19 protein-coding genes and 2 pseudogenes are annotated in these 15,926 nt (G+C 69.4%); 10 read left to right on the top strand and 11 right to left on the bottom strand.

The genetic code is table 11. The annotated features are described in order from the left end of the window. Position 1 precedes the first annotated feature (1 nt). Positions 2–718, bottom strand: coding sequence for a cutinase family protein (locus MHN84_RS09155; protein WP_374238349.1), 717 nt, complete (start codon positions 716–718; stop codon positions 2–4). 65 nt (positions 719–783) lie between these two features. Between MHN84_RS09155 and MHN84_RS09150 the strand changes: the two genes are divergently transcribed. Next, positions 784–1,392: a hypothetical protein gene (locus MHN84_RS09150; protein WP_241204322.1), complete on the top strand. Its 609-nt coding sequence runs from the start codon at positions 784–786 to the stop codon at positions 1,390–1,392. Positions 1,393–1,399: 7 nt separating this feature from the next. Here the strand turns inward: MHN84_RS09150 and MHN84_RS09145 are convergent, their stop codons facing one another. Further along, the gene (locus tag MHN84_RS09145) at positions 1,400–1,606 is read right to left on the bottom strand and encodes a DUF3072 domain-containing protein (RefSeq protein WP_241204321.1); all 207 of its coding nucleotides are present in this window, start codon (positions 1,604–1,606) and stop codon (positions 1,400–1,402) included. Between the two features lie 188 nt (positions 1,607–1,794). On the opposite strand from MHN84_RS09145, the gene MHN84_RS09140 reads away from it, so the two are divergent. After that, complete coding sequence (locus MHN84_RS09140) at positions 1,795–2,292, top strand: pyridoxamine 5'-phosphate oxidase family protein (RefSeq protein ID WP_241204320.1); 498 nt, start codon at positions 1,795–1,797, stop codon at positions 2,290–2,292. 2 nt (positions 2,293–2,294) lie between these two features. Here the strand turns inward: MHN84_RS09140 and MHN84_RS09135 are convergent, their stop codons facing one another. Genes MHN84_RS09135 through MHN84_RS09120 form a run of 4 tightly spaced genes read right to left on the bottom strand, consistent with a single transcriptional unit; the run spans position 2,295 to position 4,348 of the window. Further along, positions 2,295–2,627, bottom strand: a complete 333-nt coding sequence (locus MHN84_RS09135) for a GNAT family N-acetyltransferase (RefSeq protein WP_241204319.1) — start codon at positions 2,625–2,627, stop codon at positions 2,295–2,297. After that, on the bottom strand, positions 2,624–2,926 hold the full coding sequence (locus tag MHN84_RS09130; protein ID WP_241204318.1) for a GNAT family N-acetyltransferase: 303 nt from the start codon (positions 2,924–2,926) through the stop codon (positions 2,624–2,626). Before MHN84_RS09130 ends, MHN84_RS09135 begins: the two co-directional genes overlap by 4 nt. 7 nt (positions 2,927–2,933) lie before the next feature. Further along, positions 2,934–3,908 (bottom strand): pirin family protein, encoded by a 975-nt coding sequence (locus tag MHN84_RS09125; RefSeq protein ID WP_241204317.1) that lies wholly within the window; start codon positions 3,906–3,908, stop codon positions 2,934–2,936. Continuing rightward, the gene (locus MHN84_RS09120) at positions 3,908–4,348 is read right to left on the bottom strand and encodes an EVE domain-containing protein (protein ID WP_241204316.1); all 441 of its coding nucleotides are present in this window, start codon (positions 4,346–4,348) and stop codon (positions 3,908–3,910) included. The genes MHN84_RS09125 and MHN84_RS09120 overlap by 1 nt, the downstream gene beginning before the upstream one ends. Before the next feature lie 80 nt (positions 4,349–4,428). On the opposite strand from MHN84_RS09120, the gene MHN84_RS09115 reads away from it, so the two are divergent. Continuing rightward, the gene (locus MHN84_RS09115; protein ID WP_241204315.1) at positions 4,429–4,572 is read left to right on the top strand and encodes a DivIVA domain-containing protein; all 144 of its coding nucleotides are present in this window, start codon (positions 4,429–4,431) and stop codon (positions 4,570–4,572) included. Beyond that, positions 4,565–6,109, top strand: coding sequence for an acyl-CoA carboxylase subunit beta (locus tag MHN84_RS09110; RefSeq protein WP_241204314.1), 1,545 nt, complete (start codon positions 4,565–4,567; stop codon positions 6,107–6,109). Before MHN84_RS09115 ends, MHN84_RS09110 begins: the two co-directional genes overlap by 8 nt. A 151-nt stretch (positions 6,110–6,260) precedes the next feature. Here MHN84_RS09110 and MHN84_RS09105 read toward each other — a convergent pair whose 3' ends face one another. Then, positions 6,261–6,554, bottom strand: a complete 294-nt coding sequence (locus MHN84_RS09105) for a WhiB family transcriptional regulator (RefSeq protein WP_241204313.1) — start codon at positions 6,552–6,554, stop codon at positions 6,261–6,263. A 314-nt stretch (positions 6,555–6,868) separates the two neighbouring features. On the opposite strand from MHN84_RS09105, the gene MHN84_RS09100 reads away from it, so the two are divergent. The 3 genes from MHN84_RS09100 to MHN84_RS09090 all read left to right on the top strand — a co-directional run bounded on the left by MHN84_RS09100 (position 6,869) and on the right by MHN84_RS09090 (position 9,602). After that, on the top strand, positions 6,869–7,597 hold the full coding sequence (locus MHN84_RS09100; protein ID WP_241204312.1) for a transcriptional regulator: 729 nt from the start codon (positions 6,869–6,871) through the stop codon (positions 7,595–7,597). Between the two features lie 222 nt (positions 7,598–7,819). Next, positions 7,820–8,830: a methylenetetrahydrofolate reductase C-terminal domain-containing protein gene (locus MHN84_RS09095; protein WP_241204311.1), complete on the top strand. Its 1,011-nt coding sequence runs from the start codon at positions 7,820–7,822 to the stop codon at positions 8,828–8,830. Between the two features lie 4 nt (positions 8,831–8,834). After that, positions 8,835–9,602, top strand: coding sequence for a class I SAM-dependent methyltransferase (locus MHN84_RS09090; RefSeq protein ID WP_241204557.1), 768 nt, complete (start codon positions 8,835–8,837; stop codon positions 9,600–9,602). On the opposite strand, the gene MHN84_RS09085 is transcribed toward MHN84_RS09090, so the two are convergent. After that, entirely contained in the window at positions 9,584–10,729 is a 1,146-nt protein-coding gene (locus MHN84_RS09085; protein ID WP_374238345.1) for a MinD/ParA family protein, read from the bottom strand. The two genes, MHN84_RS09090 and MHN84_RS09085, sit on opposite strands and share 19 nt — an antisense overlap. Positions 10,730–11,018: 289 nt before the next feature. Between MHN84_RS09085 and MHN84_RS09080 the strand changes: the two genes are divergently transcribed. The 3 genes and pseudogenes from MHN84_RS09080 to MHN84_RS09070 all read left to right on the top strand — a co-directional run. Beyond that, a complete protein-coding gene (locus tag MHN84_RS09080; protein WP_241204310.1) occupies positions 11,019–12,122 on the top strand; it encodes an EspA/EspE family type VII secretion system effector in 1,104 nt (367 codons plus the stop codon). A gap of 23 nt (positions 12,123–12,145) precedes the next feature. Then, positions 12,146–12,448: a type VII secretion target gene (locus MHN84_RS09075; RefSeq protein WP_241204309.1), complete on the top strand. Its 303-nt coding sequence runs from the start codon at positions 12,146–12,148 to the stop codon at positions 12,446–12,448. Further along, a pseudogene (locus MHN84_RS09070) lies at positions 12,448–12,798 on the top strand (ESX secretion-associated protein EspG); the annotation flags it as partial. The gene MHN84_RS09075 and the pseudogene MHN84_RS09070, both read left to right, overlap by 1 nt. Here the strand turns inward: MHN84_RS09070 and MHN84_RS09065 are convergent. The 3 genes and pseudogenes from MHN84_RS09065 to MHN84_RS09055 all read right to left on the bottom strand — a co-directional run. Next, a pseudogene (locus tag MHN84_RS09065) lies at positions 12,794–13,405 on the bottom strand (S8 family serine peptidase); the annotation flags it as partial. The pseudogenes MHN84_RS09070 and MHN84_RS09065 overlap by 5 nt on opposite strands. 191 nt (positions 13,406–13,596) lie before the next feature. Next, positions 13,597–13,854 carry an HPr family phosphocarrier protein gene (locus MHN84_RS09060; RefSeq protein WP_241204308.1) on the bottom strand — a complete coding sequence of 86 codons (258 nt, stop codon included), beginning with the start codon at positions 13,852–13,854 and terminating at the stop codon, positions 13,597–13,599. A gap of 41 nt (positions 13,855–13,895) precedes the next feature. Then, positions 13,896–15,926 (bottom strand): fructose-specific PTS transporter subunit EIIC, encoded by a 2,031-nt coding sequence (locus MHN84_RS09055; protein WP_241204307.1) that lies wholly within the window; start codon positions 15,924–15,926, stop codon positions 13,896–13,898.

Below are 15,926 nucleotides of genomic sequence, written 5' to 3'. Positions count from 1 at the left end.
GTCAGCGCGCGGGCTCGGACTCCGGATGTTCGGCGACCTTGCTGGCCGCGAAGTCGGCGGCCTGATCCACCAGACCGTCGGAGATGTATCGGGCGTGGGCGCCGATGTCGTTGCCGGGTGAGCAGACGAAGTCTCCGGGCACGCACAGCTCGACGGTCTTCGGTTGATACAGCGAGCCGATCTTGATGGTGGGCTGATTGATGACGCCCATGAAACGGTCCGATGGCGTGCCGAGCAGCGCGACCGCGGCGATGTGGTCGGCGACGGTCGGCGGCATCACCGCCGGCACATCCGCTGCGGTCACGCCGTCGGGGATCACCTCGGAGGTCACGAAACCCATGACAGCCGCGCCCTGCGAGTACCCGCCGAGCACCATCGAGGTCTTCGGGCAGGCGTTCGCGGTGTTCTGGATCTGGGTGCTGGCGTCGACGACACCCTGCAGTGCGGTCGGGAAGTCCGGACTCGCCGGATAGTTCACCGGGTAGACGGCGACCGACTTCGGCGCGACGCGCGACTTCAGATCGTCGACGAAGGCATCGCCGACCGCCCCGAGTCCTGGCGGCTCCGTTGTCCCGCGCGCGAACAACACCTGCACATCGGGACACCCCGGCGGCGGGGGAGCGGGCGGTACGCCGGGTTCGGCGGTCGCCGATGCGGCGGGACCGAGGATGACGCAGGCGGCGATCGTGACGGCAACGCGGAACACGTGAACGGAGATCACCTAACAATCGTGGCACGGATGGCGCCGCTTCGCGCCCGCTACGGCCCGGGTATGAAGGGACCATGGGTATCGCCGAACCACCCGACCTGATCGCCGGCGCCCGCGCCGTGCGCGACACGGCAACGGCAGCGGTCGGTTTCGCCGGAGAGGTCTTCGGTGTCGACGGTGAATACTTCACCGCGACGTTGACCATCGACCACGACGCTGCCGTACCGGCTGTGGAGGTGCTGCGCCCGGGCGCGGCGCATGACGCCGTCGTGCAGGCGGGTCCCGATGATCGCGGACAGGCGGCGAGAAAGCTGTGCATCTCGCTCCCCGATGTCTATGGGCCCGGGCGCAACCAGGACTTCCTGCTGGCGTCCTCCGCGGACGGCGCGCCGCTGCACCACGCAGTGGTGCCGGGCGATCCGGTGGCATCGCTCTACTCGTCGCTGTGGTTGTATCTCGCCGGGCTGCAACCGATTCTGTTCGGCGCGCGCCCACGGACCACCGGTCGGGATCTACGGTTCGCCCCGGGCAGCGAGCTCAGCTTCATGATCAGTGCACCCGTCGGACGCTTCCGCCCCATCGGCACCCTGACGCTGACGGGACCGTTCCATGGCACGGTCCGCTTCGCCGGGAGCCACAGTGGCGGTGGCATCCGCCCGCTGCCGCCGGTGGCGTTCTACTGAGCCGCCCTCACGTGCCGCGGCCGGTCTTGTGCTGCAGCTGGTCGATCATCTCCGAGGCCTGCGCCTTGGTGGCGTCCTCGGGGATCTCGGTGTCGGCCTCCTGGGCCAGTGTGTGCAGATAGCTGCGTTGCGCTCCCGTCATGGGCTCATCGCCCGTCACCCACTGCGACGGTTCTTTCTCGGGATTCTCCTGCGGCGCTTGGTTGTCACTCATGCACGCGGAATGCCCATCGCACAGACGTTCGAAACCTGATGAAACGGAGGCGGCCCCACGGGCTGCTGCTCAACCCGCGAGGCCTTGGGACTACGGCCGCCCCGTAGCTACCCCGCAATTTCGGTACCACCTCCGCACAGGATCAAACCCGGCCGTCGGCGTCCCGGGTGAGGTGGAAGTATGCGAGCGTGGGCAAGAACGAACGCGCGAAGATCGTGATGAGCGACGACGAGATCACCGAATTCATCGACCACAGTCGCACAGCCACGCTGGCGACGGTGTTGCCGAGCGGCCGTCCGCATCTGGTGGCTATGTGGTACGCCGTGATCGACGGCGAAATCTGGTTCGAGACCAAGGCCAAGTCGCAGAAGGCGGTCAACATCCGCCGCGACCCGACCGTCACGGTGATGATCGAGGACGGGCTGACCTACGACACGCTGCGCGGGGTGTCGATCGACGGGACCGCGGAGATCCACGACGATCCGGACACGAACCTACGTGTCGGGATCAGCGTGTGGGAGCGCTACACCGGGCCCTACACCGAGGACATGCGCCCGTTCGTCGATCAGATGATGAACAACCGGGTCAGCGTGCGGGTGGTGCCGTCCCGGATGCGCAGCTGGGATCATCGCAAGCTCGGTATGGGGGCCATGCCGGTCGCCGGCAGCACCGCGCAGTACCTCTGAGGTCACCGGCGCGACAGCACTCGCTTCACGTCGGTCGTGATCGGGTCGACGATGTCGTTGAACTCCGGATTCCTCTCGATGAATCCGGCGACCATCGAACACACCGGCACGATGCGGAGTCCCGCGTCGCGGGTGGATTCCAGGGCCTCGCGAACCAGGATGGTCGCCAGGCCGCGCCCGGAGAACTCGTCGTCGACGACGGTGTGCGGGAAGATGCGTTGACCGTCGTGGTCGATGAACTCGGTGAAGCCGGCCGTGCGCCCGTCGACGGAGATGGTGAAGCGATCCTGCTCGGCCGCGACCTCGGTGGGTGCGCCCGTCTTGTCGGTGGTCACGAAGCGTCTCCTGTCATGTCGGCGAATTCGGGGTTCTTCTCGATGAATTCGGCGACCATCCAGCACTGCGGAACGACGCGCAGCCCCGCTGCGCGCGTGGCCGTCAGCGCTTCCCGCACCAGGATGGTCGCGAGTCCGCGGCCCTGATAGCGCGGGTCCACCTCGGTGTGTGGGAACACCCGTGCGCCGTCGCGGTCGTAGAAGTCGGCCAGACCGACCTGGTGGCCGTCGACGGAGATCGTGAAGCGATCCTGCTCGGCGACGACCTCTGTCGGTGCGCCGGTTCTGTCCTGGGTCATGACCCCTCTATACCCCGGGTCGGGGCCGTGGCTTCAAGGTGGCGTGCGGCAAGGGTGGCGCCGGCAACCGGGTCCCGGCACCGTCGTACCCGGCCACCGCGCCGAACCGGACGTCGTGGCTCTGCCACTGCTCCCGGTAGTCGGCGATCTCGTCGTGGCTGCGGCCGACGAAGTTCCACCACATCACCAGCTCTTCTGTGAAGGGCACGCCGCCGAGTAGCACGACCCGGGCGGGCTCGTCGCCGCGATTGGTCAGGTGGAGGGTGTCGTGGCCGGTGCCCTGGAATCCGAGATCGGCGCCGGCGAGCTCCGCACCACAGGCGTCGACCCGGCCCTGGTCGACGAGGACACCGTGTTCGAAGGCCGCATCGACGTCGAGCGCCACCCGCGCACCGGGCTCCAGATCGAGCTGAGCGCCGACCAACGCGGTGAAGGTGTGCACCGGCGACCGATCGCCCTCGAGTTCACCGAGGAAGACCCGCGCCGTGACCCCGCCGCGGGTGCGAGGGCGAGGCGCATGATGGTCGAAATCGCGGGCGGTGTCCCGGTCGGAGTCGGGCAGCGCCACCCACAGCTGCACGCCGTGCAGGATCGGACTGCTGGGCACCGACACCTCGGAGTGGCAGATGCCCGCTCCGGCTGTCATCAGGTTCAGCTCGCCGGGACGCACCATCGCGTGCACACCGGCGCTGTCCCGGTGTTCGATCAACCCGCTGAACAGCCAGCTCACGGTCTGCAGCCCGGTGTGGGGATGCGGCGGGACATCCATCCCCTGCCCGCCGCGCAGATCATGCGGGCCGTAGTGGTCGGCGAAGCACCATGCCCCGATCAGCGACCGTTCCCGCTGCGGAAGCGTTCGCCGCACCCGGATGGCACGCGGGCCGCCAAGGGGCACCTCGCGCGGATGCAGCACCCCGAATCCGGCACCCAATGCCGAAGGGCCGCAATCCACTTCGGTGGGCGCCGCGTCGGTGTTGCTCATCAGTTCACCGTAGTCTCCTCCCGCAGCGGCTGGACCATCGCCGAACGGATGACCTCGAGGTCGTGATCCTCGATACGGAACACCCCGAACCGGAACTTGTAGCCCCACCGCGACTTGTCCTCGATGAAATCCAGATGCTCGATCAGAGGCCGGATGGGGACCTCGCTGCAGTCGAGGAAATCGACGTTGCGCCGCCACGGCGTGAACCCATCAGGCAAGTCCACCTGGTAGGGCTCGTCGTCGACGATCTGACCGATGGCCGTGAACGCCTGCAGCGGCGGACCATCGGGATAGACCGTCCGGGGCGAGTAGAACACCAGCCAGTCGCCCCGAGCCATCTTGCGCAGCATGTGCGGTTTGCCGTGGTTGGCCTGCGTGAAGCGCCCGCGCACCCCGCGCTCGACGTGGTCACGGCTGACCGTGTTGATCCAGTTCGTCATGGGGCCAACCTAAGGACACCCACCGACGGCCGACTGGTTTGTGCACAGTCCCTGTGGATAACTCGCTAGAGTCGGACGCCATGGGCGAGCAAGGCCTGACGGCCGACGAACTCCGCAACGTCACCTTCAGCAAACCACCCTGGGGTCAGCGCGGGTGCGACGAGAACCAGGTCGACGCGCTGCTCGACGAGATCGCCTCGGCAATCGCCCATCTCGATGGCTGACCCCGGCGAGATTCGGCCCGATCTGGCGGAGATGTTGCGTCGGCGTGCGCTGACCGAAGACGCGGCCCGCCCCGATGCCGTCGCGCGTCGGCACGCGCGCGGAGGCCGCACCGCGCGGGAGAACGTCGCCGACTTGGTCGATGCGGGGTCGTTCGTCGAATACGGGCGCTTCGCCGTCGCCCCGCAGCGAATGCGGCGCGATCTCGACGATCTGATCGCCCGGACCCCGGCCGACGGCCTGATCGGCGGCACCGCGCGTGTCGCGGGCAGTCCATGCGCCGTACTCTCCTACGACTACACGGTTCTCGCGGGAACCCAAGGGGCACTGGGGCATCGGAAGAAAGACCGGTTGTTCGAGCTCATCGAGCGAATGCGGTTGCCGACAGTGCTCTTCGCCGAGGGCGGAGGCGGTAGACCCGGCGACACCGACTACCCGGTGGTCTCCGCGCTGGACACGCGCGCATTCGCGTTGTGGGCGCGGCTGTCAGGGATCGTCCCGCGGCTCGCCGTGGTGAAGGGACGCTGCTTCGCCGGTAATGCGGTGCTCGCCGGGACGTCGGACTTGATCGTGGCGACGCGTGACGCGTCGTTGGGGATGGGCGGGCCGGCGATGATCGCCGGTGGTGGGCTCGGCGACGTGGCACCCGATGACGTCGGCCCGATGAGCGTCCAGGAACCCAACGGCAACGTCGACGTCCTCGTCGACGACGAAGCGGCAGCCGTCGACGTGACCAAGCAACTGCTCAGCTACTTCCGGCCGGGCCGCACCGAATGGACCGCCTCCGATCAGACCGGGCTGCGCACCGCCGTCCCGGAGCGGGAGCGCCGCGCCTACGACGTGGCTCCCATCATCGAGACGCTCGCCGACACCGCCTCCGTGACATTCCTGCGCCCGCGGTTCGCACGCGAATTGGTCACCGCGCTGGCCCGGATCGAGGGTCGCGCAGTCGGGATCCTGGCCAACGACACCAGGTTCATGGCCGGCGCCATCACCGCGGCCGCCTCCGACAAGGCTGCTCGATTCCTCCAGCTGTGCAACGCTTTCGCGCTCCCGGTCGTCTCGCTGATCGACTGCCCCGGATACATGGTGGGTCCCGCCGCGGAGGCGGAGTCGCTGGTACGCCGCGCTTCGCGCATGCTCGTGGCGGGGGCAGCCCTGCAGGTGCCGATGATCTCGGTGGTGCTGCGCCGGGGATATGGCCTCGGTGCTCAAGCGATGGCGGGCGGGAGCCTGCACGAACCGGTGTTGACGGTGGCATGGCCGGGGGCGCATCTGGGCCCGATGGGTCTGGAAGGGGCGGTGCGTCTCGGGTTGCGCAAGGAACTCGAGGCGATTGCCGACGAGACAGAACGGGAGAATCGCGTCCGCGAGGCGACTGCCGCGGCCCAGGACAACGCGAAGGCGCTCAACGCGGCGATGCTGTTCGAGATCGACGATGTGATCGATCCCGCCGAGACCCGATCAGTGATCGCCTCGACCCTCACCGCCGCCGAAACGCCGCACCGCATCAGCGGGCGGTTCGTCGACACGTGGTGAGCGCGGGGCGAAGAAGAAGGGGCGGTACCGGCATGGCGCCTCTCGGCGAGTGGTCGCTCGAAGCGACGAAAGTGGTTGGTGCCCGGGGGCATGTCCGGCACCGCCGAAGTCCTCAACGGGTGGGAAGGCCGGGCTATTCCCCGGCCGATGGTCACGCGATGTCGGCGTAGTAGACGCGGCGTTCGCCGACGGGGTGACCGTTCAGTTCGGCCAGCGATTTGAGCTGGCGGAGTGCGAAAGAGCGGCCCCGGCCCGCCTCGGGCACATAGATCCCCGCCCACAGCCCTTCGGCTCGTGGAGACTCGCACGCCTCCTTCGCGCACAGCCATCGCCGGGGGCAGGACCGGCAGATCGCCTTCGCGTCGTCATCGGCCGTCGTGGTCCACCGGTCAGGGTCCCGGGTGCATTCGCCGATCGGGGTGTCGTCCCATGGTGTTGCGGTCATCGGGTAGCTCCTTGTGCCTGGGCGGCGCTTCCGCCGCGATGCAAGGAAAGCTAACGGACAAACCGTAGCATCGCAACAGTTTGGTCATCGGAACTGTGGCGGGAAGGTGTTGCGCCACCCCGGAGTGGCAATAAAAGGCCATGTCACGTGCCCAATGGGGCAAAGTCAGATGTCACATGAATTCTGTCGCGATGATGCGGTTGGGCGGTTGGTGAAGGTGTAGTTTTACGGGGAAACCGTTGCAGTACCCGCATCAGCCGTAGCGCTGGGCGCCTGCGACATCGAGCTCCAACGACATCGAGGATCGCCGGTACATGACCAACACGGAGTCGGTCGGTGCGCACGCCGATGCGGCCGACGCCGGAATGGTCAGGGCGGGCGCCGCGGCGGCCGCGCGCCGACGCGAGCTCGACATCAGTCAGCGTCGGCTGGCGGCCGAGGGCATCATCAACGCGGGCGCGCTGATCGCCTTCGAGAAGGGACGCAGCTGGCCACGTGAGCGCACCCGCGCCAAGCTCGAGGAGGTGCTGCAGTGGCCGCCCGGCACGATCGAGCGACTGCGCACCGGTGCACCGGACCGCCGCAGAGAACCGGTCCCTCCTCCCGGCGGAGACGAGTCCTCGCTGATCGCCCAGGCGGTTCTCGCGGCGGTGGGCACGATGGCGGGCACCGTGTCGGCACTGCCCGCCGACGACGATCCGACGTTTCCCATCCGGATCGAGGCGACGCTCGCCGATCTGCGGCAGCTCGAAGCTGTGGCGGCGAGGGCAGCACGCATCGGCAGGGTCACCCCGCCCCTGATCAAGGCGTTGGGCAGGGTGCGCAGCCTCTACGACGATCTGATGCTGCGCGCTGCCCGTGCGCCCGGTGCTGCGCTGGGTCCACGCCTCTACGCCGCGCGCCGTGGGGCCAACCTGACCGTTGCCGAGACGGCGCAGGCCGCCGGCGTCGCCGAGCAGGTGGTGTCCCAGGCGGAGGCCGGTGAACCGGTCGCGCCCAGCGCGGTGGAAGCGCTCGAAACGCTGATCGCGGGGATTGTCTGAGGTCGGCGAGAACAGGGCCGTCGCTGCTGCTTAACGGCGGAGTTGCCTCCGGTCGTCGCCTGACGCCGGACTGGAGGCAACCGTCCGTCCTGCGCTTCCTCCCACGGTAGGCAGTGCTGTCGCGGCTCGAAGGGGCCAAAAGTCCCTCCGGCCCCGCCAGAGGACATCACCGGGTTTCGTCCGCGCCAAGGTGGGCACGATGCGAACCGAGACGGAGGTTCGATGGCGGCAGCACGGACAGACGGCCTCGGCGTGGACGACTGCCCGAAGCACATGCGCTATGGCCCGTGCGGGGGTGTGCGCGCCGACGGCCAGTGCGAGATGCGGGCAGGTCCCTGCGCGTTCCCGGCGGCCGTGCCGTGGGACGGGGTGGTGACACATCCGCCCCGCCCGGCGACAGTGCCACTGGTTCTCACCGACTTCAGCTGCACTCCCTTCGACCCGGTCGATCTGGCCGCCACCGCCGCGGCGCTGGCGGGGTCCTGCGATGCGGTCCTCGTGGGGGAACACCAGAACCGCCCGGATTACCCGCCCGCAGTGATGGCCGCGCTCCTGCAAGAGGCCGGTGCCTCCCCCTGGATCACGCTGTCGTGTCGGGACCGAAATCGGGTGGTCCTCGAACAGGAGCTGCGCGGATTGTCGCTGCTGGACGTTCCGACGGTGCTGTGTGTGACCGGAGACGGGCGCGCGTACGACGTCCGCCCCGACGTCACGCAGACCTTCGACCTGGACGGCCCGCGGCTGGTCGCCCTGGCCGCCTCGTTGGGCATCACCGCAGCCGTCCCCGAAACCGTCACCGCGCCACCGGTTTCGGGTCGGCCCGCGCGCCTGGTCGCCAAGCAGCACGCGGGAGCGGCCCTCGCGGTGCTGAACCACACGCCGACCCCGGGTGTGGTGGGGGAATTCATGGCTGCGGCTCGGGCACAGGGCCTGACCATCCCGGTGCTGGCAGCGGTCGCGGTGGTCACCGACGACGTGTCGGCCGCGGTCCTGCGCGGGTTGCCCGGCCTCGAGCTCGACCCTGCCGTCGTCGCAACCATCCTGGACGCACCGGATCCGGTGCAGGCGGGCATCGATGCCGCTGTCGCCGAGGCACATGCCCTGCTGGCCATCGACGGTGTGTACGGCGTGAACATCTCCGGGTTGGCCTCGGCTGCAGGCACCCGTGCGGGTGCGGAGATCAAGGCCGAGGTCGGTCGACGCGTGCTCGAGGAGGCCGGCCGTGGGCGATGACGCGATGTCGGCGGAGTTCGACACCGTCGCCGAGTGGACCGCGGAGGTCGCCAGGGACCTGGGACCGGATTACCACGTTCCCGCCGGGTGCCGCGGTAGCGGCAATCCCGCCGCGCTCGACTGGCTGATCGAGCGTCTAGGGTTGCGCGCGGGTGAGACGCTGCTGGACTGCGGTGCCGGAGTGGGTGGGCCGGCGGCATACGCCGTTGAGCGACGGGCGCTCCGACCCGTGCTCGTGGAACCGGAGGCGGGCGCGTGCCGGGCCGCCGTGTCGCTGTTCGGCTATCCGACGCTGCAGGGCAGCGCCGACGCCCTGCCGCTGGCTGACGAATCCGTCGATGCCGCTTGGTGTCTCGGCGTGCTGTGCACCATGCGGGCGCACACCGCTGTGCTGGCCGAATTGCGCCGCGTGGTCCGCGCGCCGGGCCGCATCGGGTTGCTGGTCTTCGTCGCGCAGAAGCAACTTGCCGCCGCAGACCGGCCGGAAGGCAATCACTTTCCGACGCAGGCATCTCTGCGCGGCGCGCTGACGGCGGCAGGGCTGGTCGTCGATGCGCGGTTGCAGACGCCGGACCTGCCGGCCATTCCCGACCACTGGCAGACGCGGGTGACACGCGTCGAGGAGGAACTCGCCCACCGCCACGGCGGAGACCCCGCGTGGGAGACGGCGGAGCGCCAGTCGGCTCAGATGGGTGATCTGCTCTCCGCCCACCGCATCACCGGGGAGGTGTTGAGTCTGCGGCGGGCCGAGGCTCAGCGCGGAGGGAAGTGAGCGGCGAGCGCGGCGCAGATCTCGACGAACTTGACGCGCGCGGCGGCCGACATGTCAGCCGTGCCGTCGATGATGCCGCCGGGCCGTAGATTCCCGTCGAAGGGCACCTCGACCACCAGCTGGCCGTGCCCCGAGAATTGTTGAGCGAGAATGGTTCTCGTTCGCTTACCGGCGTGACCGTCGGAGTCGTTGAGCACCACCACGGTGCGCTGCAACAGGCCGTTCATCCCGCGCGCGGCCAGCCAATCCAGCGTCTGACCCGCCGCGGCGGCGCCGTCCACCCACGGAGAGGACACGACCACGAGCGCGTCCAGATCGCGCAGAGCTTCCTGGGTCACCGGGGCGTCCATCGTGGAGCTGCAGTCGACGACCGCGATCGTGAAGTAGCGATCGAGCCGGGACACCGCCTCGCGGTACAGAGGCGGGTCGAGCACGCGGCGCCGGGCCGGAGTCGCCTCGCCCGCGAGGACGAACAATCCTGCGGCATTGCTGCCGACGCGGTTTCGGACGTCGGCGAAGGTCTCGAGATGACGATCGGTGGCCAGCTCCCAGAACGAGCCCTGCACACGCGGATCGACCCGGCTGCCCAGCTTGCCGAACGCGGTGTCGGCATCGACGGCCACCACCCTGTCGTCCTGCCGGAGTTCGGCGAAGACCGAGCCGATGCAGGCCGAAACCGTGGTCTTTCCGACGCCGCCTTTGCCGAGTACGCCCACTTTGAAGTGGCCGCGCAGCGGCGCGCGGATCGCCGCCTCGAGAGCCGCGATACGTCGCTCGGCCGGTGATGGACCCACGTTGACGGCACCGAAGGTGGCTTTGTAGAGCCATCGCCGCCAGCCCCGGGCCGGCACGCTCTTGCGCGTCGGCAACAGATCGGCCGGCCGGATGCGTTCGGCGTAGGAATTGGGCTGCGCGGGCAGCACGGTGGTGTCGGGCTCGGGCGGAGCGGCCGGCCACGGCGGGGGCGGCGGGCCCTGGGGGCCCTGCGGTGGCCGCAGAGGAGTGTGAAGTCGCGGCACCGGTCCGGTGTTGCCCTCGTTCGGAGGCTGCGACCCGAAGACGGGCGGCTGGGGCGTCGGCGGTGTGTCGTCGTGTTCTCGGCGCGCCACCTCGTCGCGGTCAGTCACAGCGGGTCTCCTCCTCGATGCGGTCCGCGGCAGCTTCTCAGAGTACGGGTCGGCCGCACGAGCAAAGAAGTCCGCGACCGCCGGCCGCTCCGCTGATCGACAGCGCTGCCATCGGCGGCCAGGCCGCCCGCGACGGCCCGGTGTGCCCATGACATCAGGCGGCGAGCGCAGTGTTCTGGCTGGTGGACAGCCTGCCAGTGGAGTGCTGCTGCGCTGTCGCTGGAGAAAATTGGTGTCCGGTCAGGGGGTTGAGCGCTGGTAGGCTCCCCGTGGGAAGGGGTGGTCGAGCATGGTTGTGTCCGATGCCGCCGGTGCGCCGGGCAAATTCACGGATGGCGCGTGCGGCGCGGTTGCCGTTACCGACATCCTCGGTGCCGGGCAACGCGTGATCGCCGGGATGCGTTCGACGACGGGACACGGCCGGCCCGACGCCGGTGAATCTTTCCAGTACGGCGCGACCGGCTTCCTCGCTGCGGCACGGACGGTGGAATGCGCCTATCCGCGCGACGAGTGGGAGGGCGGCGCCGCTCAGTCGTACACCGTGGCCACCCGTCGCCTGGCCGGCGCCGCCGAGGCGCTCGCAGTGCTGGATCGGGACGTTCACACCGTCATCGACCGGGAGGCCACCCAGATAATCCGCCGGCGCGAGACGTTGGACGATCACGCCCACCAGCTCTCATCGCTGCGCCGCGTGACGGGCTCGCTCGCCGCGATTCCCGGTGTCGGGCCTGCGATGAAGTCATCCATCGAGCTCGCGGCGGTGACCGCGGCCGTGGGCGTGTGCAGTACCGAACTGGGCGATCTGGCAGCAGAGACCGCAGACAACGCGAGTCGGTTGCGACGGATCGCCGGCGAGTACGAAGCGCTCGTCGGGGAGGCCGGGCCCATCGACTCGCCTGACAGCGAGGCCGCGTCGATCGACACCGAATCGACCGACTTGCCAGCAGCTCCTGATGACCTTCCCGAGCCGGGTTCAGGGACATCGGCCCCGCTCCTCCCGTCGCCGACGTGCCCGGCCCCCGGTCCGGTCACCACCTCCGAGCAGTCACCGATGCAAGGGGACATGCTGTCGGGGCTGACATCGGCGTTCGGGGCGGTGGGCGGGATGATCGGCACCGCCGTGGCACCCCTGGCCGCGGCATTGGGCGCAGTGGTCACTGCCGTCGGGCAGCTCCCGTCGCCGGCCTCGCAGGCAGCCGCGCCGCAGGCACCCCCGGTGGACGTGCGGGCAGAAGAGAAGGAGAGCCCCGACGACACGGGTGATCCTGCGGCGGAGGCCGAGACCGAACCGGCCGACTCCGAGGACGCGGTGGTGCCTGAGACACCGCCGGAACAGGTGCCGAGTCCGCCACCGTCGCCACCGGCGCCGGCCGCCACGCGCCCACCCCAGTGACTACAGCAGGAGACGAACCGGTCATGTCCCACGTCGAACTCGGAGTGACCCCGGCGCACCTGCATGAGCTGGCCATCCACCAGCAGCGGGTCGCCGCGGAGGTCGTGTCGGCCGGTGGCCGCGTGCGCGATGGCGCCGCCGGGGTTCTGACGTCCCACGGCCCGATCGCATCCGGTACGGCCGGGGCGCTGCAGATCGTGCAGCGTGCCCGCGCCGCCGCCGTCGCGGCGCTCGCCGCCCGGTCGGAATCGTTGGGTGAGCACCTGGTCGGCGCCGCGTACCGCTACGAAGCCACCGACTACGTGTCGGCCCGGCGGCTGAAGTGATGGCCAGCCCCCTCTTCGGCGATGCCGAACCCACCCACTACGACGACGTGGTGGGTGTCGAAGTGACCATCGACGGCATGCTCGTCATCGCGGACCTGCTGCACCTGGTGGACTTCCCGCTGGCGCTCGGGATCCGGCCCAACATTCCCTACGAGGACCAGCGCCGCATCGTCGCCGAGCAGGTCACCCGTGACCTCACCGCCCAGGGCATCCTCACCGCGTTCGGCGATCCGCACCCCGAGGTGGCGGCCATGGCGGACGTACTGAGCCGGCCCGACCGCACACTCGACTGCCGGTGGTGGCGCCGGGACCTCGGCGGAAAGATGGTGCGGTTCGTGGTCTGTCGCAAGCGGCCTCACTGATGTTGATGACCTGCGCACCCAGGTTGGCCGCATGCACGATCGCGCGGGCCAGGCTCCGCAACGACCCCGCGGTCTGGGTCGCGTTCGGATCGTTGGGGTCGGTCCGGGCACCCACCGGCTGAAAGCTGTCGGAGGTCTGGCGCAGCGACAGGAGGCGGGCGTCCGGCGCGACACCGACGAACGCGTCGGTGGGGGCCGGCCGGCCCGCGATCACTGCGGCGGTCAGAGTGCCGTGCGCATCACAGTCGGACATGCCGTTCCCGGCCTGGTCGACGAAATCACCGCCCGGCTCGGCGGGCACGCGCGGCGACCCGTTGACCCCCGTGTCGATGACAGCAACAGTTATCCCGGCGCCCGTCGCGAACCGCTGCGCATCGGCCAGCCGGAGATAGTCGCTGGCCCAGGGCCGATCAGCGAAGTTGGAGTTCGGGAACACCGTGGGCGCGGCACACACCCGCCGCTGCTCCATCGGCTGATCCGGACCCGTCTCATCAGGAGGGATCGCGCCCGGGTCGATGACCGGTGGTTCGATCGCCCCTGCCGTCGGTGGAGCGAGCAAAACGACCAGCAGCAAAGCAGCAAACAGAGAAGCCAGTCGCCGCACTACTGGTCACCCCCCGTTCCGTGGACCCTGACGGGCCGCGCTCGCACCGACGTCAGCAAACATAGCGCCGCCTCGTTCGCGGCGTAAAAGGTCACGTCAAACGGCTGAGCTGCGGGCACATCGGCAAGCCTAAGGGGCCGCGGAGGGAGGTCGTTCCGCTTTCTTTCGGCGCCGGCGGACCCTCAGGCGTCGAGGTCCTTTTGCACGAGCTCGGCGATCGTGTTCACCGCAGATTCGTCGTCGGAGGCGACGGTGACCTGCGCGCCGTTGCCCGCGCCCAGCGTCATGATCATCAGCGCCGAGCCGGCGTCCACCGGCTCACCGCCCTCGACCGAGAGCGTGACGGGTACACCGGCGTTGACCACGGCCTCGGCGATGATCGCGGCGGGCCGGGCGTGCAGTCCGATGGACGAGCCGACGATGACGGTCTTGGTGGGCATGAACTCTCCTCTATGTGATGGGTGGTGGTGGACGGACTGGATCAGGCCGCGACGAGCTCGCGCTCGGCCTTGGCGGCGTTGGGCTTGATGAACTGCTTGGCTGCGACGACGGCGATTGCTGCCGCGACGGTGCCGGCCAGCAGGGCGATCACGAAGCCCAGCTTGTTGTCGATCGCGAACAGCACGAAGATGCCGCCGTGTGGGGCTCTCGACGTGGCGCCGAAGGCCATGGACAGCGCGCCGGTGATGGCGCCGCCGAACATCATCGACGGGATGACGCGCAGCGGGTCGGCCGCGGCGAACGGGATCGCCCCTTCGGAGATGAACGAGGCGCCGAGAAGCCATGCGGCGCGGCCGTTCTCCCGCTCGGGCTCGCTGAACAGCCCAGGCCGCACCGTGGTGGCCAGTGCCATCGCCAACGGCGGCACCATGCCGGCGGCCATCACCGCGGCCATGATCTGGAACGAGGCGGTGGTCGAGGCGGCAAGCCCTGCGGTGGCGAACGCGTAGGCGGCCTTGTTCACGGGGCCGCCGAGGTCGAAGCACATCATCAGGCCGAGGATCACGCCGAGCAGGATCGCCGACGTGCCCGACATGCTGCTCAGCCAGTTGGTGAGGCCGGTGTTGATCAGGGCCAGCGGACGGCCGACGAGGAAGAACATGATCAAGCCGACCACCAGGGACGCGCCAAGTGGCGTGATGACCACCGGCATCAGCCCGCGGAACCATTGCGGCACCTTGATATTGCTGATCCACAGCGCGGCGAACCCGGCGATGACACCGCCGACGATGCCGCCGATGAAACCCCCACCGACGAATCCGGCGAGCGCACCCGCGGTGAAGCCGGGTGCGAGGCCCGGCCGGTCGGCGATCGCGAAGGCGATGTAGCCGGCCAGGGCGGGGATCAGGAAGCTGAACGCCAGGCCGCCGAGGCTGAACAGAATGGCCCCCAGGTACTGGGTGAAGCCACCGCTGGGCAGATTGGTCAGCGAGTTGTTCAACGCGATGATGTTGCCCAGCGACTGTGACTCGCCCTCGGGCTTGTTCGCGATCTCGTATCCCGCGAACAGGAAGCCGAGCGCGATCAGCAGACCACCTGCGGCGACGAACGGGATCATGTAGCTCACGCCGGTCAGCAGGATCTGCCGGGTGCGGGTGCCCCACCCGACGTTGCCGCCGGGTGCGGACCCTGCCGATGCCGTCGCCGCGGACCCCTCAACCCGCGGCGCGTTCGGATTATCAGCTGCGGCAACGGCTTCGGCGACCATCTTGGCCGGCTCGTTGATCGCACGCTTGACCCCGGAGGCGATCACCGGCTTGCCGGCGAAGCGGCCGCGGTCCTTGACGCCCACGTCGGTGGCGAAGATGACAGCGTCGGCCTTGGCGATGGTCTCCGCGGGCACCGGGGTGCTGCCGGACGATCCCTGCGTCTCGACCACCATCGTCACGCCCGCCTCCTTGGCCGCGGCGGCGAGCGCATCGGCAGCCATGTAGGTGTGGGCGATGCCGGTGGGGCAGGCGGTGATCGCGATCAGCGTCTTGGCGGACTGCTTCTCGGCGGGCGCCGGAGCCGGTGCGGGCGTGGCCGGGGCGCCGGCGGGCGCCGGGTTCACCACCCCGTCGACCAGGCTCACGACCTCGTCGGCCGACGACGCGGTGCGCAGCGATTCGACGAAGTCCTTGCGCACCAACGCCCGCGCCAGGCTGGACAGCAGCTTCATGTGCTCCTGGCCGCCGGAATCCGGTGCGGCGATGAGGAACGCCAGATCGGCCGGGCCGTCGGGGGCGCCGAAATCGACTGCGGGGCTGAGCCGGGCGAACCCGATGGTCGGGGTGTCGACGTACGGCGAGCGGCAGTGCGGGATCGCGATGCCGCCCGGCAGACCGGTGGCCGATTGCTGCTCGCGGGCCATCGCCGCCCCCACGAGGCCGTCGGTGTCGGTCGCGCGACCGGCTGCGCCCAGGGCGCCGGCCATCCGCTCGATGACGGCCTGCTTGTCGCCATCGACGGCGACATCGAGGAGGACCAGATCGGAGGTGATGATCGGCGGAGAAGCGGTGGAGCTGGTCAT

It is taken from the genome of Mycobacterium sp. PSTR-4-N, from assembly GCF_022348085.1.
GTDB lineage: Bacteria > Actinomycetota > Actinomycetes > Mycobacteriales > Mycobacteriaceae > Mycobacterium.
The sequence above is the reverse complement of the archived record's forward strand: the minus strand, read 5'-3'. Positions and strand labels throughout refer to the sequence as shown.